Genomic DNA, 20,851 nt, shown 5'->3' on the forward strand with positions numbered 1-20,851 from the left:
CAAAACTGAACCGCCGAGCAATGGCAGCACTCGCGCTCGGCTTCAGTCTTGGAGGCTTCTTCGACGGGATACTCTTGCATCAGATCCTGCAGTGGCACCACTTGCTGAGCGGGCTTGAGCAGGCTCGCCTCGATATTCGCTTTCTCATCCTGACTGACGGCCTCTTTCACGGCCTTATGTATGTGGTAGCGATCATTGGGCTTTATCTTCTTTGGATGTCACCTGCTCCGACACCCCGGCGTCCCGCGGAGAAAGCGTTATCGTCTTGCTGCGCCCAGGCGCGAGCGAGACCGTGATCATAAGTGGATTGGACGCCGTCGGTGGGCGCCTGGTGTGGACGGACCGGTCAAGTAAAGTATGGGCAATAAACGTGCCGGCCGATGCCAAGCTCGGTCGCTGTAGTGGCCCCCTAAATCCCCGGACACGATCTCCTACTTGTTAAGTGTTAGGAGTAATGTGCCCATTATCACCAGTCACATGCCTGAGATAGAAGTGCTGTCCGGCCCTGAGCGCCGCCGTCGCTGGTCTACAGCAGAGAAGCTTGCGATAGTCCAGGAGACCGACGAGCCTGACGTCGCGGTCAGCATCGTTGCGCGACGACATGGCATTCAGCCAAACCAGTTGTTCGCCTGGCGCAAACTAGCGGCGCAGGGTGCACTGACAGCGACGGCATCGCAGGGAGAGGTCGTCCCGGCATCCGAATACAAAGCACTTCAGAACCAGGTGAGAGAGCTGCAGCGCCTCCTCGGCAAAAAGACGATGGAAGGCGAAATCCTCAAAGAAGCGCTTGAGATAGCATCAGGGTCAAAAAAACACCTGTTGCGCTCGCTCTCGTTGCCGAAGGACGGTTCGCGATGACGGCGGTGTGCGAAACCTTGGGTGTCGCGCGATCCAACATCGCGGAACGTGTGAAGGCACGTCCTTCCAGAACCCGAGGGCGGCCGCCGCTCGCCGATCAGGAACTGGTGGTTGAGATCAAGTCGATCATCGATGACATGCCGACCTACGGGTATCGCCGGGTTCACGCGATCCTGCGCCGTAAAGCCCGCAGCGAAAACCGCCTATGGCCGAATGCCAAGCGCGTCTACCGCGTGATGAAGGTTCACAGCATGCTCCTTCAGCGCCACACCGGTGCAATCGATACGCGCCGTCACGATGGTCGCGTGTCTGTTGAGCAATCGAACCTACGATGGTGTTCAGACGGTTTCGAAATCGGCTGCGACAACAAGGAGAAGGTGCGCGTTGCCTTTGCTCTCGATTGATGTGATCGCGAGGCCATCGCCCATGTCGCGACCACCGAGGGCATCAAAAGCGAGGACGTCCAGGACCTTGTCATCACGGCTGTTGAGAACCGCTTCGGTCTCGTCAACACCCTGCCCAAGCCAATCGAATGGTTGACGGACAACGGCTCCTGCTTCATCGCAAAAGACACCAGGTCGCTGCTCATGGATATCGGCATGGAGCCGTGTTCAACGCCCGTCCGAAGCCCCCAGTCCAATGGAATGGCCGAAGCCTTTGTCAAAACCTTCAAGCGCGATTACGTCTCGGTCAACCCATTGCCGGACGCCATGACCGTCATCGCGCAACTGTCCTCATGGTTCGAACACTACAATGCTCTTCACCCACACAAGGCATTGGGTATCGCTCGCCTCGTGAGTTCTTAAACCGCCAAACCGAAACCTGATCTTGTCCGGTTTTTAAGGGGCAACTCCAGTCGCCTCTATGGCTATGGTGCGTTACTCGTTAGCAATTCAAATGCATCTGTCGGGTGCCTCAACTGGACTAGAATGAATTAAGCCAAACCGACGCGAGCGCTGCGGCCAGCAGCAGTACTCCTAGAAGTATAGCGAACCGCACGATACCGGCTGTGGCATTCTGAGCCCCGATCAGGAGAAAATACCAGTCGGAGCCTTGGTTTCCGGAATGGGACATGGCGTCAGGTTCCTGTGACCGGGCCATAGACGGCGATGAAAATATAAAGAGCAAAGGCTGCAACTGCGAATGCCTCCAGGAAACCGACCGCGCCACGTCCCATCAAAACCTTGCGCTGCTTCTCTGGAGGCATGTCAATCGAGGGGGTGAGACCCGTCGGTGTGTCCGCGCTTTTACGTTCTGTCACTGCATTACTCCCTCATAATACGCAGCGAACCGACGCATGTGGGTAAAGTTCCCTCACCTGGATGGAACTAATCACTTTTGCTCAGGTTAGCGCGGCTCATCGAGGAGAACCATGAGGGGCCTGTGCCAGAACGTATCGTGATAATCGGAGGGGGCTTTGGCGGGCTTGCTTGCGCGCAGGAACTTGGCGGCACCGACTACGCTGTCACTGTGATAGATCGCCGCAATCATAATCTTTTTCAGCCATTGTTGTATCAGGTAGCGACCGCGGCACTTTCCCCCGCAGATATCGCTGAGCCTATCCGTAAGACCTTGGGGCGTTATCGCAACATCAACATGATCATGGCCGAGGTGGTCGGGATCGATGTGCAACGGCGCCAGGTTCAGCTCGATGGCGGCGACCGGGTTGATTATGACCGTCTGGTCATCGCCACTGGGTCGGAATACAACTACTTCGGCAAGGATGATTGGCGCGCCAACGCACCGGGCATGAAGACGATTCACGAAGCTCGCCAGATCCGGCAGCGTCTCTTATCGTCATTCGAGAAGGCGGAGAGAGCCCACAACGAACAGGAAAAGCGCAACCTCCTCACTTATGTCGTGATCGGAGGCGGGCCGACCGGTGTCGAGATGGCCGGAGCGATATCCGAGCTTGGTCGCTTCATGATCAATCGGGACTTCAGAAAGATCCGACCTGACCAGCTCAAGGTCATCCTGATTGAAGCCGGTCCCCGGATCCTCGCCGCGTTTCCGGAAAAGCTCATCGACTACGCGCGCCACTACCTTGAGAAGATCGGTGTTGAGGTGCGCACAGGCGAGAGGGTCTTTGATGTAACATCGGATGGCGTCACGGTCGGGAGTGAATTCATTCGAACCGGATGCATCGTCTGGGGCGCTGGCGTCAAGGCATCTCCCGCACATCGATGGCTCGGACTTGATTCCGTGCCAGGCGGACGGATTCCGGTTGATCGTCAGTTGCATGTCGTAGGCCACCGGAACATTTTCGCCCTTGGAGATACCGCCGATTTCGCGGGAACCGATGCAAAGCCGCTGCCCGGCCTGGCGCAAGTTGCCAAGCAGCAAGGGATCTACCTTGGGCGTCTGTTGAAAAACCAAGCTGCAGAGCCGGCGGCGTTTGTGTTCAAGAACCGAGGCAACACAGCAGTCATCGGCCGAAACGCTGCCATTTTCGATTTCGGCAACTGGACCTTGAAAGGAAGGGCCGCCTGGTTCCTGTGGGCCTTCGTGCACGTCTACCTGCTGATCAATTTCGAAAAGCGCATCCTCGTAAGCATTCAATGGATATGGCGCTACCTCACCCGGCAGCGCGGCGCGCGCCTGATCGACGAAGGCTCGATCGGGGAGACCAATGTAACCGTGCCCTCTGTCGTTTACTCAGCGACTGGGCCAGGAGGTGATCGATGATGCGGTTGGGGTTCTTTGCTTTGGTGGCAGGGGCGACGCTTTTCGCTATCGCGATTTCCGTTGCATCGAAAAAGATGATGTGGCTCGGCCTGATTCTGTCCATCGTCGGCGTGCTCGGGGTTGGATTCTACTTTTTCAACGGCAGCCAAGCGGGACCTGATGACCCACCCGACGTTTCCGGCTCTACCCAGTGACTAAATGCGAGGATGCTCCATGGCTCAACAGGAAAAGGCTGCAAGCGGCATGATGCTGTTTGTTGTGCTCATTTTGGTCGCGGCGCTGGGATTGGCCGCGCTCTATTTTTTCGTACTAACTCCAGGGAGCCCAGACAGCAGTACGATCCAACGACCGCAAGAGGGGACATTGGAGCAGCACACGCGGTGATGTTCAGCTCAAATGTGTCGCAGTGAAATCAGCGCCGGAACTCTGGGAGGGGAGAGCAGTTCGCGGTTGGTCAAAAGGAGGCAAATATGTCTGACGATAAAACGAGAGATATTTTCATTACCGGTCTGAAGAACGCTCACGCGATGGAGAACCAGGCGCTTTCCATCATGAAACCTCAGGTCAAACGGATTGAGAACTATCCAGATGTGGCGGCGAGGCTCGAAGAGCATATCCGGGAGACGGAAGGACAAATCAGCCGTCTGGATGAAATCCTGACGTCCCTCGCCCAGGAGAACTCCTCGTTGAAAGACGCCGCCCTGTCGTTTACCGGCTCAATGGCAGCGCTCGGCCATACCGTCGCAGGCGACGAGATACTCAAGAACAGCATGGCCAACTTTGCATTCGAACACTTCGAAATTGCGGCTTACAGATCGCTTATCACGATCGCCGAGCTCGGCGGCTTTGCAGCGATGGTCAACCCATTACAGGCTAGCCTCGACGAAGAGATCGCTATGGCCGCATGGCTTGAAGACAACCTGCGTCCCACAACGATCAAGTTCGCCAACCTCAAGGAAGCAGGCGTCTCGGCGAAGATATAACCGTCTGATCTGAAACAGTTCAGTAGACGAACATCATTGAAAGGGAACACAAATGACTGATCTCGCGAAATCAAGCCCGGAAAGCGACGCGGCACGCTCTGATGCTAAAACTGCCGATGAGAGCCGGGAGGATTTGAAGAAGCGCGCCGAAAAAAGCCTTGAAGAGAGCAGGGGCGAGCGATCGCGCAGTGGAACATGACCCCGGGCGGCCCGAGGCGGAAAGGCTTGTTCATCCTTCTTGCGATTGTCGCAGCCATCGTCCTGACCAGTGGTGTGATATATGTGATGCGTATGCCGTCCGGTGGCGCGCCTGGCGTTCAGCCATCTCCTCATGCCATTGATCAGGCTGGTTGAGGCGGTAGGATACGAAAACGATGGCGGATGTCCGCCATCGTGGTCAAGTTCAGCCCGTTTTTAGGCAGAGCTGAGTTTAATACTCTTCGTCGTCCCAGTTAGCAGCCGCCTTACCGTTTTTATTCTGCGCTCTGCCGGCATCCCACTCGGCGCTGGCTTCGGCCCATTGCTCGCCATCTTGGCCATCGGCGCGGCCGGCCTGCTCCCAGAGCTCGTATGCACGCTTTGATATCCACTCCTCGCGATCGTTACCCATAGAATCCTCCTGTAAATGGTTTTGGGACCGGCGAACCATCGCGCTCGCCGGCCGTGATCGTCACGCGCTTTTTTTTGGTGCCCTTGGGATTTGCGGACGCCTCGCCAAGCTGGGTGAGGATCTGATCGGTCTCGAGCTCCTCCTGAAGGTTGGCGTCGAGCAGGGATACAGCGTCCTTCAGTCCAAGCTGGCCAGCCCAGCTTTTCAGGGTGCCGTAGCGCGCAATCTCGTAGTGCTCGACAGCCTGGGCCGACGAATGGCTTCACAGGTCTTCCCGCGGGCCGGCTTGCCGAGGAGTTCAAAGACCTGTTGCAAGCGTTCGATCTGCCCTTCGGTCTGCTCCTTATGCTTAAGGAAGGCCGCTTTGCCTTCTTCCGACTGTGACGCACGCGCCATTTTCGGCAAAGCCTTCAGGATCTGCTTTTCAGCGTAGTAGATGTCCTTGAGCGTATCGAGGAACAGTCGTCTAAAGTCTTCTCAGCCATGATAGCTCCTTTTGATGTTGAAATTGGCGCCCACAAACTTTCGAAGAAAATGAAAGTTCCAGGCGCTTTCAGGAGAAATTCGGGGTCAGTATTGCCCTGCCTCGCCGGCCTACTGGCATTGGATTAAACCCACTTTTCGGGCTTCGAACTGTTCGGCTCGTCGGTGGAAGAGTGCTGGAGGTCGCTCTCAACGCCATCGTCGAAGAAGCGCAGCTCCAATCCTTGAACCGCCATTCGCTCGGTCATCAGCTTGGCCGTGGCGTCGAGGAAAGCCTCGACGCCATGTTCCTTTTCAAATCTTCGGCAGGCCGTTTTCAGATCCTCGACGTCCATCTGTCCATTCTCACGCTGTCAAAACAACCTTGATGCAGTTGTCTTTCTTGTCGCGGAACGTCTCGTAGAGTTCCGGTCCCTGATTGAGCGTCGCACGATGAGTTATAATAAAGCTTGGATCGATCTCGCCCTCTTCGATGCGACGAAGGAGATCGAGCGAGTAACGATTGACATGCGTCTGGCCAGTTCTGATCGTCAGACCTTTGTTCATCGCCGCCCCGAAGGGGATCTTGTCCAGAAAGCCACCATAGACGCCGGGAATAGAAACGATGCCGCCAGGGCGGCACGCCATGATCGCTGTTCTGAGAACATGCGGGCGGTCGGTTCCCAGCAAAGTTGCGGCTTTCACCTTGTCGATGATTGCGTCGAACGAAGCGGTCGCATGGGATTCCGCGCCGACCGCATCAATGCATTTGTCAGCGCCATGCCCTGCCGTCATGTCCTTGATGTGATCGGGAACGGTGCCCTCTATTTCATCGAAGTTGATAATCTCCGCACCGGCTGCAGCGGCTAGAGCCAGACGCTCAGGCACGTTGTCGATCACGATGACGCGCGCAGCACCCTGCATGAAGGCACTTTTGATGCAGAACTGACCGACAGGACCACATCCCCAGATCGCGACGATATCGGTCGGTTCGATCTCGCAATTGGCCGCCGCCATCCATCCGGTTGGGAAAATATCGCCGAGGAAGAGAGCCTGCTCGTCCGAAATCCCATTCGGAATAATGATGGGCGATACATCTGCATAGGGCACGCGCACGTATTCCGCTTGGCCGCCAGCATAAGCGCCGGTCAGATGTGAATAGCCGAACAGGCCGGCAGTCGGATACCCAAAGGCTTTGATGGCATTCTCAGCCTTGCGGTTGGACCTTTCACAAACCGACCAATTGCCCTTCAGGCATTGCGAACACTACCCACAGCAGATCGTAAACGGGACAACAACGCGGTCGCCGACCCTGAGCTTCTTGTTGTCGCGGCCGACCTCTACGACCTCGCCCATAAACTCGTGGCCGAGTATGTCGCCCTTTTCGAGGCGACGGCGCGTGGTTTCCCGGCCTGGATCACGCTGCCGAGCTATCAGGACCTCGCGACTGGCCGGCGCTGGCACTTCTTCTTTGCCTGGCTTTTCGTCATCAACGGCCTGATCTACATGGCCTATGGGGTCATTGCCCGTCATTTTCGACGGGATCTTCTGCCCGCGCAGGGCGAACTTACGCCTGGCAATCTTCGGCATGAAATCGTCGATCATGCACGCCTGCGTTTTCCAAAGGGCGAAAAGGCCGGGCATTACAATGCGCTGCAAAAGCTCACCTATCTCTTCGTCATTTTCCTTCTCCTGCCGGTGATGATCGCGACCGGTCTGACCATGTCGCCCGGCTTCGACGCCTTCGCGCCCTGGTTGATCGATCTCTTCGGCGGCCGGCAGTCGGCGCGCACGCTGCATTTCATCACCGCCAGCGCGCTGGTCGCCTTCGTCGTCGTGCATGTGGCGATGGTTCTGGTGTCCGGCGTCTTCAACAACATGCGCTCGATGATCACCGGCCGTTACGCCATCGATGTCGACGACCTTTCGAAGGTAAAGCCATGAGCCGCATCATCACTCGCCGTCGGTTCCTGATCGGCTCGACGCTCACCGCCTCGGCACTCGGTCTCAGCGGCTGTGATGCGCTGGTCGAAAGCCCGAAGGTCCAGTCGATCCTGAAGGTCGCCGAGGGCCTGACGATGAAGACACAGCACGCCCTGATTGGCGACGACACTTTGGCGCGCGAGTTCACCATGGCCGACATCTCGCCGACCTTCCGCGCCAACGGCACGAGCATGCCTGACGGCAAGCAATATCAGGATCTGCTCAGCCGGAAGTTCTCGACATGGCAGTTGGAGGTCGGCGGTTTTGTGGAGCGGCCGACAAAATTGTCGCTTGCGGCGCTGAAGGCGATGCCCTCGCGCACGCAGATTACCCGCCACGACTGCGTCGAGGGCTGGAGCGCCATCGGTCAGTGGACCGGCGTGCCGCTCGGCGCCGTTCTCGACAAGGTCGGCCTCAAGCCGGAGGCGCGCTACATCGTCTTCCACTGCGCCGACGAATACGAAAAGACGCTTGATGGCAGCGGCTGGTATTATGAGCATCGACCTAGTCGATGCCTTCCACCCCCAGACCATCCTCGCCCATTCGATGAACGGCCGTGATCTGGAGGTTCCGCACGGCGCGCCGCTACGGCTGAGGGTCGAGCGGCAGCTCGGTTACAAACAGGCCAAGTACCTGATGCGCATCGAGGCCGTGGCCGATCTGTCCGGCCTTTACGGCGGCAATGGCGGCTTCTGGGAAGACCGCGGCTATGAATGGTACGCCGGGATCTGAGAGTTCGCGGGGCAGGCCACGAAGGTTTTCGTCCCACGATGCCGGCGGATTTTCATCCCGCATTCGCCGGCGATTGAAACGACAGGGTTTTTCAACAAGGAAGAAGACAATGTCCTCTATTTACAAGGCCGGATTTCCGGTGCTCGCCGGCATGCTGATCGCAGCCCCGATCGGCTTCTCCGCTCATGCCGCCGACCAGATCCGTGTCCGCGGCACCGTCGAAAGCCTCGACGGCTCGACCCTCTCCGTCAAGACCCGCGAAGGCACGGACGCCAAGATCATGCTCAAGGATGGCTGGAAGGTTTCGAGCGTCGCCAAGGCTTCGGTCAATGACATCAAGGAAGGTGATTTCGTCGGCATCGCCTCGTTGCCGACTGCCGATGGCGGCAACGGTGCTCTCGAGGTTCTGATCTTCCCTGCCGCCATGAAGGGCACCGGCGAAGGCAGCTATGCCTGGGATCTGAAACCCAACAGTTCGATGACAAACGCCACGGTCGCCAATGCCGTGAAGTCGGTCGATGGCCATACGCTGACCCTGACCTACAAGGGCGGAGAAAAGAAGATTTCGATCCCGGAGGACACGCCGGTCGTTACGTTCGCTCCGGCCGAAGTGGCGGATCTGAAGAGCGGTGCAACTGTCTTCGTCCCTTCCGAAAAGGCATCGGACGGTTCAATCTCCACCTCACGCGTCGTCGTCGGCGCCAACGGCGTCGTTCCACCTATGTGAGCATTTGGCAAAGGCTGCACGTTCCGGCGACCAAACACCGGAGCGTGTCTTCACGGTTCGGGAAATTCCAGCTTTCTCACATCATAACCAAGCTGGCTTGCCTTTCGAACCATTGTGTCAAGTTTGGCTTTGGAAGGGACAGTGCGTGCATAGATCCAGAGATTGGTCATGTCCGGATCGGCACTGATGAACCAGCTCTTGTCCGGTGATTTGTAAAGAACCCAGTAGTTGAAGGTGATCAGCAGAGGATAGCGAACACGCATCTTCGCCTTTTCGCTGTCAAAGTCGACTATGCGCCCTGTTCCTCGGATAGTCTTCAATCGACCCTTCGGATTTCCGACGCGGCAACCATCTTCGACAAGCACTTCATCAGGTGATTTGCCGCGTCGATAGGTCGAATAACCGGCGACGCATCCGTCGGTCAGCCACATTGGCCGACGGCCTATCTCCAGCCATGTCCCGCGGTAATGGTCGGCGCCGACCTTGACCACTTGAGGCTCTGCTGCTGTGGCGGTATGCGATACGAGCGTTCCGGTGAGCAAGAGAACGCCGACGAGGCATTTCCAAAAGTTCAGCATGTGATCCTCCGGTTTATTTCCTTATCAATTCGTCCGGCTCGTGGGGGCCGCGCTTATCGCCACCCCCGCGTATCTAATGGCGATGAAAGCCATCAGGCATGCGGCCGCGAAAACGTTCAGATCGAGAAAAATGGCAAGATCGGCATCGCTCCAGCCATGCAACGGCGGTCCACCGGTATGGCGTGATAGAAGGAAGATGGCGAAAACGAGCGCTGCCAGGCTGCGTTGGGTCCATTTCTCTTCCGCCCGAAAGGAAACTGCGACGAGCATGATACAGGCACCGAAGAACAATTCTGTTCCTGAGCTTTGGCCGAACAACCGCGTCTCGAAGAAAGTGTCGAGTGCCCCCACAAGGGGAAGCGAAATCCGCGCAATGATCGGCGAATGACTGGCCATGAACGGGATTGCCAGAAAGACCGGAGCCGCTAGCAGCGAACCAAGTGACGCGACAAAGCCATCGCCGACCAAATACCAGACATAGACCGGGTAAAATGGCTTGTTGAGACATATGACCCAGGCGATCGTTACCGTTGCCTGGGTAAGGGGATCGAGAGAAATCCGATACCCGTTCATGGCCTTGCCGGTTTCATGAGGTAATGGCCGACACCCCAGACATCTCCGTTATCGTGACCGAAAAGCCCGGCAGTTGCGAGGAAGAAAAGCCGCCAGCGGCGTGACCAGAGCGACGCGTCCTTGCCGTAGACCTCGGTGAAAATCGGCTGGATCCGATCGATTTCGCGATCGAAATTGGTGAGCCAGTCGAGTGCGGTGCGACGATAATGGGTTCCGGACCACCGCCATTCCTCCTCGACCGCGAACAGATCCGCGAAACGATGAGGCAGATCATGGGCCGGCATGATGCCGCCGGTGAAGAAATGATGGGCGATCCAGTCGGACGGGTCGTCATGATCGAAGCGGTAGGAGCGGTCCTTGTGGGTGAAGACATGCAGGAAAAGCCGGCCCTCCGGCTTTACCCAGTCGCGTGCACGCTCGAAAAGTTTCCGCCAATTCGACATGTGCTCGAACATTTCGATCGAGACGACACGATCGAAGCGTTGGTCGATCGAGAAATCATTCATGTCTGCTGTTACCACCGACAAATTGGTAAGCCCGCGCTGATTGGCCGTCGCCAGGATGAAAGCACGCTGCGAGGAGGAGTTGGAGACGGAGACGATAAGCGAGTTCGGGAATTGTGCCGCCAGATAAAGCGAAAGCGAGCCCCAGCCGCAGCCGAGCTCCAGTATCGTCATGCCATCCTCGATCGCGGCATGCTTGACTGTTTCGGCGAGGGCATGAACCTCCGCTTCCTTGAGTGTCGTATATTCGGTCGGATAAAGGCAGCAGGAGTATTTTCGGCTCGGCCCCAGAACCCGCGAAAAGAAGGCCGCGGGTACCTCATAATGCTGGCGGTTGGCCTCGTCCGCATGAACCGCCACGGGGTATTGGTTCATCGCGTCGACAAACAGGTTTTCCTGGGTTACTGCCGTGGCGGCCAGCCGGCGCTTGGTGCGGCCACAGAGGAAGTCGATACCGGCAAGCGTCATGCCGTCGGTCAGAGGCGCGCGTTCGGCGGTGTTGATAGCGAAGGCCAGCATGTTCATTTCAACTCTCCTTCTGGGTGGATATCCTGTCTTCTGGGTCCTGGGAAAAAGGCATTCACGCGCCGCTGTAGGGCGCGAAATTTCTGCCCGCGCGAACGCAGCATATGATCTTCGAGCGGCGGGATGCCGGAGACATGCACAAGCAGCCAATACATCAGGAGCGGAGCCAGCAACGACAGCCAGCTCACAATGGATGGCGAGGCGGCAAACAAAAACCAGCAGCACCAGAACATCCACTCGAAGAAGTAGTTCGGATGGCGCGAATACCGCCAAAAGCCCGTTTCGCAGACTTCGGTCCTTGCTTGCGGTGTCTTTCGAAAACGGCTGAGTTGCAGGTCCGATATCGCTTCGCCTGCGAGCGCCAGGACGGCGATGAGGATGCCGACCAGATCGAGGATGCGCGGGAAGGGCGTGTCGTTCGCAGCTGCCATATAGACTGCCAGAACAAGGATGAAGGCGGCGAGTGCCTGGATTTGCAGAAAGAAGAAGAGCCGCCAAGCCGCGCTTTCACCCCATTCTTCGATGAATTTCGCATAGCGGGGGTCCTCGCCTGATCCCCTTGTTCGGGACCCAATATGGCTACCCAATCTGAGCGCCCAAGCGGCCACGATAACCAGAACTGCGACGCGCCGGTCGAAATCTCCATCGCTGAAGAGGACTGCGATGATCCCACCGACGCCGACGGCAAACGACCAGATGGTGTCGATCCATCCGCTCAGGCCGGTCACGCGCTGGATAGTCCAAGCGGCTGCCATGGCCAATGACAGCCAAAATGCGATGACGATCAGCAGAAGCATGTCCATGGGCTCCTCCCAAGCCAAGGTCTCGATGCCTTCCCTCAAGATCTACGGAGAAAAGGCCCATCCAGTTTCGTCCGGATCAGAAAAAATCGAAAATTTGTTCGCTTCCACGAAACTAAAAGCCTGAAGCGCTCGTAACCCCTTGCAGATGCATCGACGCAATCCTCGCAACTGATGGAGGGAGATGGCATGAGTTGGTCAGACGAGGTCACCGGAACGCAGCTTGATCTCTCTCAGGCGCCAGCAGAGTTCGGCTGGGCAGGCGTTATGCTTGAGAGGTTTCTGGCGGGCGTGAGCTACGGCCATATTAAGATCGTGCTTCCATCCGGCCAGGTCATCAACAAGCAAGGTTTGCACCCCGGTCCCGAGGCGATCATCCTGATCCGAAATTGGCGGATGTTGCGTCGAGTGATTGCAGCAGGCGATATCGGATTTGCGGAAGGCTTTATCGAAGGTGACTGGACAACGCCCGATCTAACGGCGGTCATCCGTTTTGCGGCCAGGAATGGCAAGGCGCTGGCGCCGGCGATCGAAGGCGGTTTGCTGATGCGTGTCGTCAACCGCGTCAAGCATCTGTTTCGCGCCAATACAAGGCGTGGCAGCCGAAAGAATATCGAAGCGCATTATGACCTCGGCAATGATTTCTATGCGCTGTGGCTCGATCCCTCCATGCTATATTCTTCGGCGATCTTCGACGAGGCGACGCAGACACTGGAGGAAGCGCAGAGCAAAAAACTGGCGCGGATCGCCCAAAAACTCGGGCTTGCGGGCGGAGAGAGTGTTCTTGAGATCGGCTGCGGCTGGGGTGCACTTGCGACGCATCTGGCGAAAGTAAACAGCTCGAAGGTGACGGGGATCACCTTGTCGCCCTCGCAGCTTTCCTGGGCGAGCGGTGTTGTCGAACAGTCCGGTCTATCAAGCGACGTGACGCTCCGTCTTCAGGATTACCGCGACACGGATGGGCAGTTTGACCGCATCGTTTCCGTCGAAATGTTCGAAGCCGTTGGCGAGGCCTATTGGCCGAGCTATTTCGACACTTTGAAACGTTGCCTGAAGCACGGTGGCCGCGCGGTTCTGCAGATCATTTCGATAGAAGAAGAGCGATACAGGACATATCGGGGGAGCACCGATTTTATCCAGCAATACGTGTTTCCCGGCGGTTTCCTGCCATCAGACAACGCCTTGTCGGCATCTGTCGCTCGATCGGGTCTGGCCGTCTGCGAGATCGAGCACTTCGGTGCCTCGTATGCCCGGACGCTGGCGGAATGGCGAATTCGCTTCGAGGAGCACTGGCCACAGATCGCGGCACAGGGTTTCGACGAGCGTTTCCGGCGCCTTTGGCTCTACTACCTTTGTTACTGCGAGGCAGGGTTCGAGGAAGGGACAATCAATGTCGGGCTCTACACGATCGAGCATGCACCGGTGCCGGGACAAGGAGGCCTGTCGTGAAAAAGATGAGCGTAGTGATGATAGGTGGTTGTCTCACATTGGGAACCGCTGCCCATGCCGCCGATATCGATGGCCAATGGGCCCGCGGCGATGGAAACGCCAAGGTGACGATCGCGCCATGCGGATCCGACATCTGTGCGATCAATACCTGGATCAAGCCGGGCACGCCGAAGGAGAAGGAAGGCGACAAGCTGGTGATGAGCATCAAGCCCGATGGCGACGGCATCTATTCCGGCAGTGCTTTCGATCCGCAGCGCGACATGACCTACCGGATTACGGTGACGGTCAAGGGAGACAGGATGACGACCAAGGGCTGTATCGTCGCCGGCCTTTTGTGCAAGGGCATTGACTGGACCCGGATCGATTGATCGCGCCTCGAGAGGAAATGCCGATGAAGAGCTATCTTGTCGCCTACCTGATAACGCTGATCGCGATGGTTTTGATTGATGCCGTGTGGCTGAGCACCATGGCCGATCGCCTCTACCGCCCGGTCATGGGTGATATGCTGGCGCCGGAATTCCGGCTTATCCCGGCAATCGTCTTCTATATGATCTATCCCGCTGGACTGGTTTATCTGGCAGTTCGGCCCGCGTTCAGGGAAGGAGCGCTCAAGACTGCGATCCTCTGCGGTGCGGTGCTGGGCTTTACCGCCTATGCCACTTATGACCTGACCAATCAGGCAACGTTGATACACTGGTCGACAGCATTGACGATCGCGGATCTTTGCTGGGGTACGTTTCTCTCTGCCATCGCGAGTGGTGCCGGTTACTGGATAACCGCGCGCCTCTTCGGCGGTTCGACTTCGGGAGGGCACGGGTTGTGATCGGATTGCCTTATCACGATGCTTCCTCGGGAATGCCGGGCGGGTTTCTTGCCGACAACAGTTTCCCCAGGCGTACCTTGTTTTTTGGAATTGCCGATCTCTATAGGTTCAGGTCTTCAAGGTTATTTCGAATGCAAAATAGTGAGATGGTCGGCCTGATCAATCGCGTCGCAATCGGTGATCGCCAGGCGTTCACCGATCTCTATCGCGTGACGAGCCCTAAACTCTTTGCGATCTGCCTGCGGATCCTGAAAGACCGGGGAGAGGCCGAAGAGGCGCTTCAGGAGGTCTATATCAAGGTCTGGCAGAAGGCGAAGTCTTTTGCCATCGGCTCCGGCGTGCCGACGACCTGGCTTGCGACAATAGCCCGTAACCAAGCAATCGATATCATTCGTGCGCGAAAACCCGTCAACGACGATATCGACGAGGTTTTCGATCTGGCCGATGAAACCATGCCCAACCCCGAGCAGTCCGTTGCAATGGCAGACGACGGGCGCCGCATCGATGCCTGCATGGGGGAACTCGATCAGGTGCATGCGCAATCCGTCCGGCGAGCCTATGTCGAGGGACTGACTTATGCCGAACTGGCAGAAGATTTGCGGGTGCCGCTGAATACCGTCAGGACCTGGTTGCGACGCAGCCTGCTGAAATTGCGGGAGTGCATGCAGCGATGACTACGGAACCGCGCGACAGCAATCCGCCGGATGGAGGCCGGCCTGAGAATGACGAAATTCTGGCCGGTGAATATGTGCTCGGCGTTCTTTCTCTTGAGGCTCGCCATCGGATAGAGGCACGGATGGCCACCGACCAGCCATTCGCGCGGTTGGTGGCACGCTGGCAGTCGAACATGGCCTCTTTCAACCGGGACTATCAGGAACAGCAGCCCTCCATCGCTGTATTTCAGGCGATAGAAAGACGCCTGTTTGCAGAAAACCGAAAGGTCGAAGTGAAACATGGCCTGTGGGATGCGGTCGGCTTCTGGCGCGGCCTGTCGTTCGCAACGTCCGCGATTGCAGCAGTCGCGGTGGTCTATATCGCTACTGTTCAGCTCACGCCGCCCGCCACCGAGAGCATCGTTGCGGAACTCAGCGCGCCGAATGATCCGGTCGCGCTTCGGGTATCTTTCAATCCGGCCGACGGTCGTCTGCGTATCATTCCGGTTGCGGATCAAAGCACGGAAAAATCCCTGCAGCTCTGGCTCGTGCCGGGAAGCGGCAGTCCGACCTCGCTTGGCGTCTTCGAGCCGGGAACCGATGGAGAGCTGCTAATCCCGGCGGAATTGCGGTCCCGGATCGGTCAGGGCGCAACGCTTGCCGTCAGTGTCGAACCGTTCGGAGGCTCGCCGACCGGCCTGCCGACCGGTCCGGTGATAGCAAGCGGCTCTGCTCGCAACCTGTAGATCCTTTGATCAAGAGCGGCGAGGAGGCGACAATCCGAAGGTCCGGCATATTCTTCATGTCCCTGCTGATCTGGTGTTCTGCGGGTTTCGGACCGGCTGCGGCACGCGACGTGGGAGATCAACCGGTCTTGACCGATGTCGGCGGATATAGGCTCAACAGCATTCTCATCGAAGCCGGGGGCAAAAAGGATCTTCCGCCGATCGTCTTCATCCACGGCGCCAGCACAAGCCTTTATGATCCGATGCTGTCTTTCCGCGAAAAACTGGAAGGCAGAGGTAAGCTCCTGTTCGTGGACAGGCCGGGTCATGGCCGGTCGGATGCCGGTGGGCGTGAGAACGTGTCTCCCGACGGACAGGCTGACGCGATTTCGACCTTGATGGACAAGCGGGGTATCGGCAGGGCCATCATCGTCGGACATTCATTCGGTGGCGCAATTGCCGCTGCGCTGGCGATCCGGCACCCCGACAAGGTGCGCGGTCTCGTTTTCCTTTCCCCGGCCGTTTATCCGTGGTCCAGTGGCGTCGCCTGGTATTACGACGCCGCGAGTGCTCCGGTAGCGGGCGCGTTGTTCAGCGCATTCATCGTTCCGCCCTTGGGCCTTCTGGCAATCAACCGTGCCACAGAAGCCGTTTTTGCTCCGAACCGGCCACCCGCGGGTTATGTCGAGAAGACGAAGGCGCTGCAGGCTATTCGTCCTGGGGCTTTTCGGCATAATGCAAAGGAAATCGCGGCTCTCAGCGACTGGGCCAAGGTTGCCAACAAGCAGTACCAGCATATCAAGGCGCCGACGATCATCATAACCGGCGACACCGACAAGATCGTTTCACCGGACATTCATGCTCGGCATCTGGCGCGCGATATTCCCGACGCCAGACTGATCGTGGTCCATAGCCTCGGACACAAGTCCGACTACATTGCCAGTGATCTTGCGGTTGCCGCCATCGAACGCGTCGCAGGTCGCAAGGTGGATCTTCCCGGCATGGCTCGCGCAGTCGAGAAGAGGATTGCGAATGACCGCAGCGACTAGCGTTTGTCGCCGGCGGATGGCCATTGCGCTGTCGATCTTTTATGCCGTCGCCGGGATATTGCATCTGACACTGCCGCAGCCCTTTGTCGCGATCACACCCGCATGGGTTCCTAATCCTGAAACCATCATCTTTCTGACGGGGCTTTGCGAGGTTGCCTGTGCTGTCGGTCTCTGGGTGCCAGGACTGAAGCGGTTTGCCGCGGCGGCTCTGGCTCTTTACGCATTTTGCGTTTTTCCGGCCAATATCAAGCATGCACTGGATAGCTTAGGGACCAGTGATCCGTCCCTCTGGCCGTGGGCCTATCATCTCGTTCGCCTGCCGCTTCAGCCTGTCATCGTCTGGGCAGCACTTTTCGGCGGAGGGATCGTGACATGGCCCTTTGGCTCACGAGATGCGGAGCAAGCTCGAGACATCAAATAAATCCGCCCCGACCTGCTTTGGCTGAAACTATTTTTCCGCAGTTCTCGTCTCTTGTCCTGTCCCGCATAGGGAGGCCGAGCTTTAGGAGGCACGCAGCGTGCCTGGGCAGTCGGCAGGAGGAGAAGATCATGTCTCGCAACGCAATCCGTCTCGCAGCAGGTATCGCCGTGCTCTCGATCGCAGCCGGCAGCGCATTTGCAGCAAATCCGAAAGTCGGCGGCGCCGCCATGTATGAAAACAAGAACATCGTCGAAAATGCCGTGAACTCGAAAGACCACACAACCCTGGTTGCTGCGGTCAAGGCCGCCGGCCTCGTCGAAACGCTGGAAGGCAAAGGACCGTTCACCGTGTTCGCGCCAACCAACGAAGCCTTTGCAGCCCTACCGAAAGGCACGGTCGACAACCTTCTGAAGCCGGAAAACAAGGCTCAGCTTACCAAGGTTCTCACCTGCCATGTGGTTGCCGCCGACGCCATGTCCAAGACTATCGAGAAGATGATCAAGGACGACAAGGGCACGCACGACGTCAAGACTGTCGGCGGCTGCATCCTGAAGGCGAAGGAGAGCATGGGCAAGATCACACTGACCGACGAAACCGGCGGCGTGGCGCATGTGACGATCGCCGACGTCAAGCAGTCCAACGGCGTGATCCATGTGATCGACAAGGTCCTTCTGCCGAAAATGTAGTTAACGCCAATCCAAACGGGAGTGCCGGCTGCCTGCCAGCTCTCCCGTACCATTTTGGGGCCAGAACAAGAGGAGTGCGAAATCGTACGCTAAGGGCGAACGGAAAGAGAACTTATGCGACCCGCCGTAGCCCGGCTGGCAGACGCAGCGATCGAAATCCGTTCGGCATTTGATGTTCAGCATCCCAGGTGTAGATGCCGGTAAGGTTGTTATCGCGAGGCGGAGTTTCTTCTGCTCCAAGCACTCGACCCGGGTATCGCATCAGACATAGCTGGATGGCAAAGCCGAGCCGATTGTGATTACGTCTCCGCAGTTCGATCTCCAGGCGATCCGCCAATGACAACGAATAATGGCGGATGAAGCTGTCCTCGTCGACTGGGATATCGAAAAGCTTCCGGCGATCTTGATCTTTGAGAAGCTTGCGCTTTGCCATCGCCCGACTCCATTAACGACCAACCTGCGTGAAGCGTTGTCGAGTCGGACCGGACAGAGAAATCAAAACTGGCGCATGTCGACGGCAATCCACAGAGATCGGATGCTGCACATCCGATCTACAGCATCGTTCCGGTTTCGTTCGGCCTTAGCGTATGATTTCGGACTGCTCTTGTTCTGACCCCTACCACGCCAATTGACGGGCGGCATGGGTCGACGTTGGTGGTTCGAAATCGACACGAGCGGGATTTCCTGAAAGCAGGTGTACAAGGGATACAGATCGGCAAGATCAAGGCGGCCGTGTAACGTCGTCGCGGTCCGGCAGGCTAGGTGGCGGATGAGGGGCAAGTGCAAGACATCGATATGGAAATGCAGGACGTCAAATTCGTCCGCGCGACGGCGGACCTTCTCCAACATCAAGACCAGATAGGGCAGAGGGTCACTGATTTCCGGATTAAGTCCCAGAGCGACATCTGAACATGCGACCAACTCCGCGCTAGTTACGGAATCGCCGCTCGCAAAAAGAGTGACCTGGTGCCCTTGAGCCAGGAATTCCTCGGTGAGATAGGAAACGATCCGCTCTGTTCCGCCATACAACTTGGGCGGAACGCTTTCTGCAAGCGGCGCGATCTGGGCGATCTTCACAGGCATTATCTCCGTGACTTTGCACCGGGCTTCGCCCTGGTGGAGGAGGCGCTGCCGTTCGATCGTTCGATTGCCGCCAAAGCTTCAGTGGTTGGTCTGGACAGGTGCGGCATGGGCTGGCGCCCTCATTGTTCACCGGAAGCCGTCGGCGCCTTCCCCGTGGAGATTTCGTGGTCCGGGGTCGCACGCAAATCCTCGATCTTTTTGCGGGCGGCGCCACGCGATGCTTCCAGCCCCTTGGGGAAGCCGCTGCGATCGCGATAGCTCCGTCTCTGACCTGTGGGGCGTGAATGGCGGATCGTGTTTGCACCTGTGGCCACGATGTCGAGAAACGTGACACCGGCGACCATCAGCAATGCCAAGGCCGCATTGTCCCGCTTGGGATTGTCGGGCCGCACTGCGGTTGCCAAAGTGGCGATATCGAGCGCGTCGCCGACAATGCGGCTGGCAAGCCCTGCCTGCTTGTCCACAGATAGCGTCATGAATCCGGATGTGATTTCGCGGATGCCGAAGGCCCGGACGAGGGTTTCCTTGCCGCGCATGCCGAGCGCGCTGGTGATCTTCTCCGCCGCGAAGATTTCCGCGAGCCCCAGCCCGATGCTGAACCAGCCGAGATTGTGGGCCAGCCGGTCAGAGGAACTCATGGAGCTAGGGCCGGAATGCAGTACTTTCGGATCACCTTCCGGCCGAGTCATGTTGCTAAGAAAAGCCATTGTTGGACCTCACTTTACGGTTTCAGGACGACTTTGATGCAGCTGTCCTGCTTGTCGCGGAACACCTTGTACATCTCAGGCCCCTGTTCGAGACCGACGGTATGGGTGATAACGAAGGAGGGATCGATCTGACCTTCCTCGATGCGGCGCAGGAGATCGTCCGTCCAGCGGCGCACATGCGTCTGCCCCATCCGAAATGTAAGGCTCTTGTTCATGGCCGGTCCCATTGGGATCTTGTCGACCAGGCCACTATAGACACCGGGGATGGAGATTATCCCGCCAGGCCTGCAGACGTAGATCATTTCTCGCAGGATGTGCGGGCGATCGCTCTCCAACATCACCGCCTGCTTGGCGCGGTCCAACAGGGTGTCCGGCTGACCCATCGAGACGTGGCTTTCCAACCCCACCGCATCAATGCATTTTTCCGGTCCCTTGCCATCGGTCAGCTCGTTGAGCCGCTCGACAACGCTGTCGTTTTCGAAGTTGATGGTGATCGCACCACCAGCTTCAGCCATGGACAGTCGTTCCGGGATGCAATCGATGGCAACCACTTGCTTAGCACCCAGAAGCACGGCACTGCGGATCGTCATCTGGCCGACAGGACCGCAGCCCCAGACGACCACCGTATCGCTCGGCTCGATGTCGCATTGTGCGGCCGCCTGCCACCCGGTCGGAAAGATGTCGCCGAGAAATAGGACCTGCTCGTCTGTCAGGCTGTCCGGAACCTTGATGTGGGTCTTATCGGCAAAGGGCACTCTTAGATATTCGGCCTGACCACCCGGGTAGCCTCCAGTCAGGTGCGTGTAGCCGAACAGTCCCGCTGTGGTGTGGCCGAACGCTTTATCCGCCAAATCCTTATTACGGTTAGTCCGTTCACAGACGGAAAAGTTACCGCGTTTGCATTGATCGCATTCACCGCAGTTGATGGTGAATGGGACGACGATCCGATCGCCCTTTTTGAGGCTGCCGTTCATCTCGGAACCGGTTTCGACCACCTCGCCCATCATCTCGTGTCCCATGATGTCGCCAGACTTCATCGCTGGAATGAAATTATGAAACAGATGGAGATCAGAGCCGCAGATCGCGCAGCTTGTAACCTTGATGATCGCATCACGCGGATGTTCAATTTCGGGGTCCGTTACGGTGTCGCACCGGATGTCTTCTTTTCCATGCCAAACAAGCGCTCGCATTGCTGTCTCCTGTTCTGCTTTTAATCGAGAGCCGGTGAGCCGATTA

General features: G+C 57.7%; 24 protein-coding genes and 7 pseudogenes. 18 read left to right on the plus strand and 13 right to left on the minus strand.

The genetic code is table 11. The features are described from left to right. The first annotated feature begins 20 nt into the window (after nt 1-20). Nucleotides 21-296: a DUF2243 domain-containing protein gene (locus JNB91_RS29190; RefSeq protein WP_223218466.1), complete on the plus strand. Its 276-nt coding sequence runs from the start codon at nt 21-23 to the stop codon at nt 294-296. A gap of 181 nt (nt 297-477) precedes the next feature. After that, nucleotides 478-1,684, plus strand: a pseudogene (locus JNB91_RS29195) (IS3 family transposase). Nucleotides 1,685-1,936: 252 nt separating this feature from the next. On the opposite strand, the gene JNB91_RS29200 reads toward JNB91_RS29195, so the two are convergent. After that, on the minus strand, nt 1,937-2,119 hold the full coding sequence (locus JNB91_RS29200) for a hypothetical protein (RefSeq protein ID WP_220328975.1): 183 nt from the start codon (nt 2,117-2,119) through the stop codon (nt 1,937-1,939). A gap of 122 nt (nt 2,120-2,241) precedes the next feature. Here JNB91_RS29200 and JNB91_RS29205 point away from each other — a divergent pair, with 122 nt between their 5' ends. From JNB91_RS29205 to JNB91_RS29225, 5 genes are all read left to right on the plus strand, one after another. Beyond that, entirely contained in the window at nt 2,242-3,543 is a 1,302-nt protein-coding gene (locus JNB91_RS29205) for an NAD(P)/FAD-dependent oxidoreductase (protein WP_346269427.1), read from the plus strand. Next, a complete protein-coding gene (locus JNB91_RS29210) occupies nt 3,540-3,737 on the plus strand; it encodes a hypothetical protein (RefSeq protein ID WP_220328947.1) in 198 nt (65 codons plus the stop codon). The genes JNB91_RS29205 and JNB91_RS29210 overlap by 4 nt, the downstream gene beginning before the upstream one ends. A 19-nt stretch (nt 3,738-3,756) precedes the next feature. Then, nucleotides 3,757-3,927 (plus strand): hypothetical protein, encoded by a 171-nt coding sequence (locus JNB91_RS29215; protein ID WP_220328948.1) that lies wholly within the window; start codon nt 3,757-3,759, stop codon nt 3,925-3,927. An 86-nt stretch (nt 3,928-4,013) separates the two neighbouring features. After that, nucleotides 4,014-4,526, plus strand: a complete 513-nt coding sequence (locus tag JNB91_RS29220) for a ferritin-like domain-containing protein (RefSeq protein ID WP_220328949.1) — start codon at nt 4,014-4,016, stop codon at nt 4,524-4,526. Nucleotides 4,527-4,578: 52 nt separating this feature from the next. After that, nucleotides 4,579-4,725 carry a hypothetical protein gene (locus JNB91_RS29225; RefSeq protein ID WP_220328950.1) on the plus strand — a complete coding sequence of 49 codons (147 nt, stop codon included), beginning with the start codon at nt 4,579-4,581 and terminating at the stop codon, nt 4,723-4,725. 231 nt (nt 4,726-4,956) lie between these two features. On the opposite strand, the gene JNB91_RS29230 is transcribed toward JNB91_RS29225, so the two are convergent. The 4 genes and pseudogenes from JNB91_RS29230 to JNB91_RS29245 form a co-directional block, all read right to left on the minus strand. Beyond that, entirely contained in the window at nt 4,957-5,136 is a 180-nt protein-coding gene (locus tag JNB91_RS29230) for a DUF2934 domain-containing protein (RefSeq protein ID WP_220328951.1), read from the minus strand. A 67-nt stretch (nt 5,137-5,203) separates the two neighbouring features. After that, a pseudogene (locus JNB91_RS29235) lies at nt 5,204-5,621 on the minus strand (YciE/YciF ferroxidase family protein); the annotation flags it as partial. Nucleotides 5,622-5,744: 123 nt separating this feature from the next. After that, nucleotides 5,745-5,954 carry a hypothetical protein gene (locus JNB91_RS29240; RefSeq protein WP_220328952.1) on the minus strand — a complete coding sequence of 70 codons (210 nt, stop codon included), beginning with the start codon at nt 5,952-5,954 and terminating at the stop codon, nt 5,745-5,747. Between the two features lie 10 nt (nt 5,955-5,964). Next, a pseudogene (locus JNB91_RS29245) lies at nt 5,965-6,987 on the minus strand (zinc-dependent alcohol dehydrogenase); the annotation flags it as partial. Between JNB91_RS29245 and JNB91_RS29250 the strand changes: the two are divergent. The 3 genes and pseudogenes from JNB91_RS29250 to JNB91_RS29260 all read left to right on the plus strand — a co-directional run. After that, nucleotides 6,985-7,542, plus strand: a pseudogene (locus tag JNB91_RS29250) (cytochrome b/b6 domain-containing protein); the annotation flags it as partial. The pseudogenes JNB91_RS29245 and JNB91_RS29250 overlap by 3 nt on opposite strands. Next, nucleotides 7,539-8,313 (plus strand): annotated as a pseudogene (locus JNB91_RS29255) (molybdopterin-binding protein). The pseudogenes JNB91_RS29250 and JNB91_RS29255, both read left to right, overlap by 4 nt. A gap of 109 nt (nt 8,314-8,422) precedes the next feature. After that, on the plus strand, nt 8,423-9,040 hold the full coding sequence (locus tag JNB91_RS29260) for a DNA binding protein (protein ID WP_220328953.1): 618 nt from the start codon (nt 8,423-8,425) through the stop codon (nt 9,038-9,040). A 50-nt stretch (nt 9,041-9,090) separates the two neighbouring features. On the opposite strand, the gene JNB91_RS29265 is transcribed toward JNB91_RS29260, so the two are convergent. Genes JNB91_RS29265 through JNB91_RS29280 form a run of 4 tightly spaced genes read right to left on the minus strand, consistent with a single transcriptional unit; the run spans nt 9,091 to nt 12,016 of the window. Then, a complete protein-coding gene (locus JNB91_RS29265) occupies nt 9,091-9,618 on the minus strand; it encodes a lipocalin family protein (RefSeq protein ID WP_220328954.1) in 528 nt (175 codons plus the stop codon). A gap of 24 nt (nt 9,619-9,642) precedes the next feature. Further along, nucleotides 9,643-10,191 carry a hypothetical protein gene (locus tag JNB91_RS29270; RefSeq protein ID WP_220328955.1) on the minus strand — a complete coding sequence of 183 codons (549 nt, stop codon included), beginning with the start codon at nt 10,189-10,191 and terminating at the stop codon, nt 9,643-9,645. Next, a complete protein-coding gene (locus JNB91_RS29275) occupies nt 10,188-11,219 on the minus strand; it encodes an SAM-dependent methyltransferase (protein ID WP_220328956.1) in 1,032 nt (343 codons plus the stop codon). The genes JNB91_RS29270 and JNB91_RS29275 overlap by 4 nt, the downstream gene beginning before the upstream one ends. After that, on the minus strand, nt 11,216-12,016 hold the full coding sequence (locus JNB91_RS29280; RefSeq protein ID WP_220328973.1) for a DUF1295 domain-containing protein: 801 nt from the start codon (nt 12,014-12,016) through the stop codon (nt 11,216-11,218). The genes JNB91_RS29275 and JNB91_RS29280 overlap by 4 nt, the downstream gene beginning before the upstream one ends. 192 nt (nt 12,017-12,208) lie before the next feature. Here JNB91_RS29280 and JNB91_RS29285 point away from each other — a divergent pair, with 192 nt between their 5' ends. The 8 genes from JNB91_RS29285 (at nt 12,209) to JNB91_RS29320 (ending at nt 17,825) form a co-directional block, all read left to right on the plus strand. Then, entirely contained in the window at nt 12,209-13,468 is a 1,260-nt protein-coding gene (locus JNB91_RS29285) for an SAM-dependent methyltransferase (RefSeq protein WP_220328957.1), read from the plus strand. 5 nt (nt 13,469-13,473) lie between these two features. Further along, nucleotides 13,474-13,836: a DUF2147 domain-containing protein gene (locus JNB91_RS29290; RefSeq protein WP_220328974.1), complete on the plus strand. Its 363-nt coding sequence runs from the start codon at nt 13,474-13,476 to the stop codon at nt 13,834-13,836. Nucleotides 13,837-13,859: 23 nt separating this feature from the next. Next, a complete protein-coding gene (locus JNB91_RS29295; RefSeq protein ID WP_220328958.1) occupies nt 13,860-14,291 on the plus strand; it encodes a DUF2177 family protein in 432 nt (143 codons plus the stop codon). A gap of 131 nt (nt 14,292-14,422) precedes the next feature. Further along, on the plus strand, nt 14,423-14,965 hold the full coding sequence (locus JNB91_RS29300) for a sigma-70 family RNA polymerase sigma factor (protein ID WP_220328959.1): 543 nt from the start codon (nt 14,423-14,425) through the stop codon (nt 14,963-14,965). After that, entirely contained in the window at nt 14,962-15,690 is a 729-nt protein-coding gene (locus JNB91_RS29305) for an anti-sigma factor (protein WP_220328960.1), read from the plus strand. Before JNB91_RS29300 ends, JNB91_RS29305 begins: the two co-directional genes overlap by 4 nt. A gap of 56 nt (nt 15,691-15,746) precedes the next feature. Further along, on the plus strand, nt 15,747-16,718 hold the full coding sequence (locus JNB91_RS29310) for an alpha/beta fold hydrolase (RefSeq protein ID WP_220328961.1): 972 nt from the start codon (nt 15,747-15,749) through the stop codon (nt 16,716-16,718). Further along, the gene (locus JNB91_RS29315; RefSeq protein WP_220328962.1) at nt 16,702-17,139 is read left to right on the plus strand and encodes a DoxX family protein; all 438 of its coding nucleotides are present in this window, start codon (nt 16,702-16,704) and stop codon (nt 17,137-17,139) included. The genes JNB91_RS29310 and JNB91_RS29315 overlap by 17 nt, the downstream gene beginning before the upstream one ends. A gap of 128 nt (nt 17,140-17,267) precedes the next feature. Continuing rightward, entirely contained in the window at nt 17,268-17,825 is a 558-nt protein-coding gene (locus JNB91_RS29320) for a fasciclin domain-containing protein (protein WP_183830105.1), read from the plus strand. 214 nt (nt 17,826-18,039) lie between these two features. Here JNB91_RS29320 and JNB91_RS29325 read toward each other — a convergent pair. The 4 genes and pseudogenes from JNB91_RS29325 to JNB91_RS29340 all read right to left on the minus strand — a co-directional run. Further along, a pseudogene (locus JNB91_RS29325) lies at nt 18,040-18,258 on the minus strand (DUF4158 domain-containing protein); the annotation flags it as partial. 185 nt (nt 18,259-18,443) lie between these two features. Next, a pseudogene (locus JNB91_RS29330) lies at nt 18,444-18,902 on the minus strand (glycosyltransferase); the annotation flags it as partial. 125 nt (nt 18,903-19,027) lie between these two features. Continuing rightward, nucleotides 19,028-19,615, minus strand: coding sequence for a hypothetical protein (locus JNB91_RS29335; protein ID WP_220328963.1), 588 nt, complete (start codon nt 19,613-19,615; stop codon nt 19,028-19,030). Between the two features lie 14 nt (nt 19,616-19,629). Continuing rightward, complete coding sequence (locus JNB91_RS29340; RefSeq protein WP_220328964.1) at nt 19,630-20,805, minus strand: zinc-dependent alcohol dehydrogenase; 1,176 nt, start codon at nt 20,803-20,805, stop codon at nt 19,630-19,632. Between the last annotated feature and the right edge of the window lie 46 nt (nt 20,806-20,851).

Origin of the sequence: Aliirhizobium wenxiniae (genome assembly GCF_019511445.1) — a bacterium.
In the GTDB taxonomy this organism is placed as follows: Bacteria; Pseudomonadota; Alphaproteobacteria; order Rhizobiales; family Rhizobiaceae; genus Neorhizobium; species Neorhizobium wenxiniae_A.

Excerpts from the sequence above, each read along its gene's own strand:
- JNB91_RS29190 (WP_223218466.1), top strand. The coding sequence starts at position 21 with ATGGCAGCACTCGCGCTCGGCTTCAGTCTTGGAGGCTTCTTCGACGGG.
- JNB91_RS29210 (WP_220328947.1), top strand. The coding sequence starts at position 3,540 with ATGATGCGGTTGGGGTTCTTTGCTTTGGTGGCAGGGGCGACGCTTTTC.
- JNB91_RS29215 (WP_220328948.1), top strand. The coding sequence starts at position 3,757 with ATGGCTCAACAGGAAAAGGCTGCAAGCGGCATGATGCTGTTTGTTGTG.
- JNB91_RS29220 (WP_220328949.1), top strand. The coding sequence starts at position 4,014 with ATGTCTGACGATAAAACGAGAGATATTTTCATTACCGGTCTGAAGAAC.
- JNB91_RS29225 (WP_220328950.1), top strand. The coding sequence starts at position 4,579 with ATGACTGATCTCGCGAAATCAAGCCCGGAAAGCGACGCGGCACGCTCT.
- JNB91_RS29230 (WP_220328951.1), bottom strand. The coding sequence starts at position 5,136 with ATGGGTAACGATCGCGAGGAGTGGATATCAAAGCGTGCATACGAGCTC.
- JNB91_RS29240 (WP_220328952.1), bottom strand. The coding sequence starts at position 5,954 with ATGGACGTCGAGGATCTGAAAACGGCCTGCCGAAGATTTGAAAAGGAA.
- JNB91_RS29260 (WP_220328953.1), top strand. The coding sequence starts at position 8,423 with ATGTCCTCTATTTACAAGGCCGGATTTCCGGTGCTCGCCGGCATGCTG.
- JNB91_RS29265 (WP_220328954.1), bottom strand. The coding sequence starts at position 9,618 with ATGCTGAACTTTTGGAAATGCCTCGTCGGCGTTCTCTTGCTCACCGGA.
- JNB91_RS29270 (WP_220328955.1), bottom strand. The coding sequence starts at position 10,191 with ATGAACGGGTATCGGATTTCTCTCGATCCCCTTACCCAGGCAACGGTA.
- JNB91_RS29275 (WP_220328956.1), bottom strand. The coding sequence starts at position 11,219 with ATGAACATGCTGGCCTTCGCTATCAACACCGCCGAACGCGCGCCTCTG.
- JNB91_RS29280 (WP_220328973.1), bottom strand. The coding sequence starts at position 12,016 with ATGCTTCTGCTGATCGTCATCGCATTTTGGCTGTCATTGGCCATGGCA.
- JNB91_RS29285 (WP_220328957.1), top strand. The coding sequence starts at position 12,209 with ATGAGTTGGTCAGACGAGGTCACCGGAACGCAGCTTGATCTCTCTCAG.
- JNB91_RS29290 (WP_220328974.1), top strand. The coding sequence starts at position 13,474 with ATGAGCGTAGTGATGATAGGTGGTTGTCTCACATTGGGAACCGCTGCC.
- JNB91_RS29295 (WP_220328958.1), top strand. The coding sequence starts at position 13,860 with ATGAAGAGCTATCTTGTCGCCTACCTGATAACGCTGATCGCGATGGTT.
- JNB91_RS29300 (WP_220328959.1), top strand. The coding sequence starts at position 14,423 with ATGCAAAATAGTGAGATGGTCGGCCTGATCAATCGCGTCGCAATCGGT.
- JNB91_RS29305 (WP_220328960.1), top strand. The coding sequence starts at position 14,962 with ATGACTACGGAACCGCGCGACAGCAATCCGCCGGATGGAGGCCGGCCT.
- JNB91_RS29310 (WP_220328961.1), top strand. The coding sequence starts at position 15,747 with ATGTCCCTGCTGATCTGGTGTTCTGCGGGTTTCGGACCGGCTGCGGCA.
- JNB91_RS29315 (WP_220328962.1), top strand. The coding sequence starts at position 16,702 with ATGACCGCAGCGACTAGCGTTTGTCGCCGGCGGATGGCCATTGCGCTG.
- JNB91_RS29320 (WP_183830105.1), top strand. The coding sequence starts at position 17,268 with ATGTCTCGCAACGCAATCCGTCTCGCAGCAGGTATCGCCGTGCTCTCG.
- JNB91_RS29335 (WP_220328963.1), bottom strand. The coding sequence starts at position 19,615 with ATGGCTTTTCTTAGCAACATGACTCGGCCGGAAGGTGATCCGAAAGTA.
- JNB91_RS29340 (WP_220328964.1), bottom strand. The coding sequence starts at position 20,805 with ATGCGAGCGCTTGTTTGGCATGGAAAAGAAGACATCCGGTGCGACACC.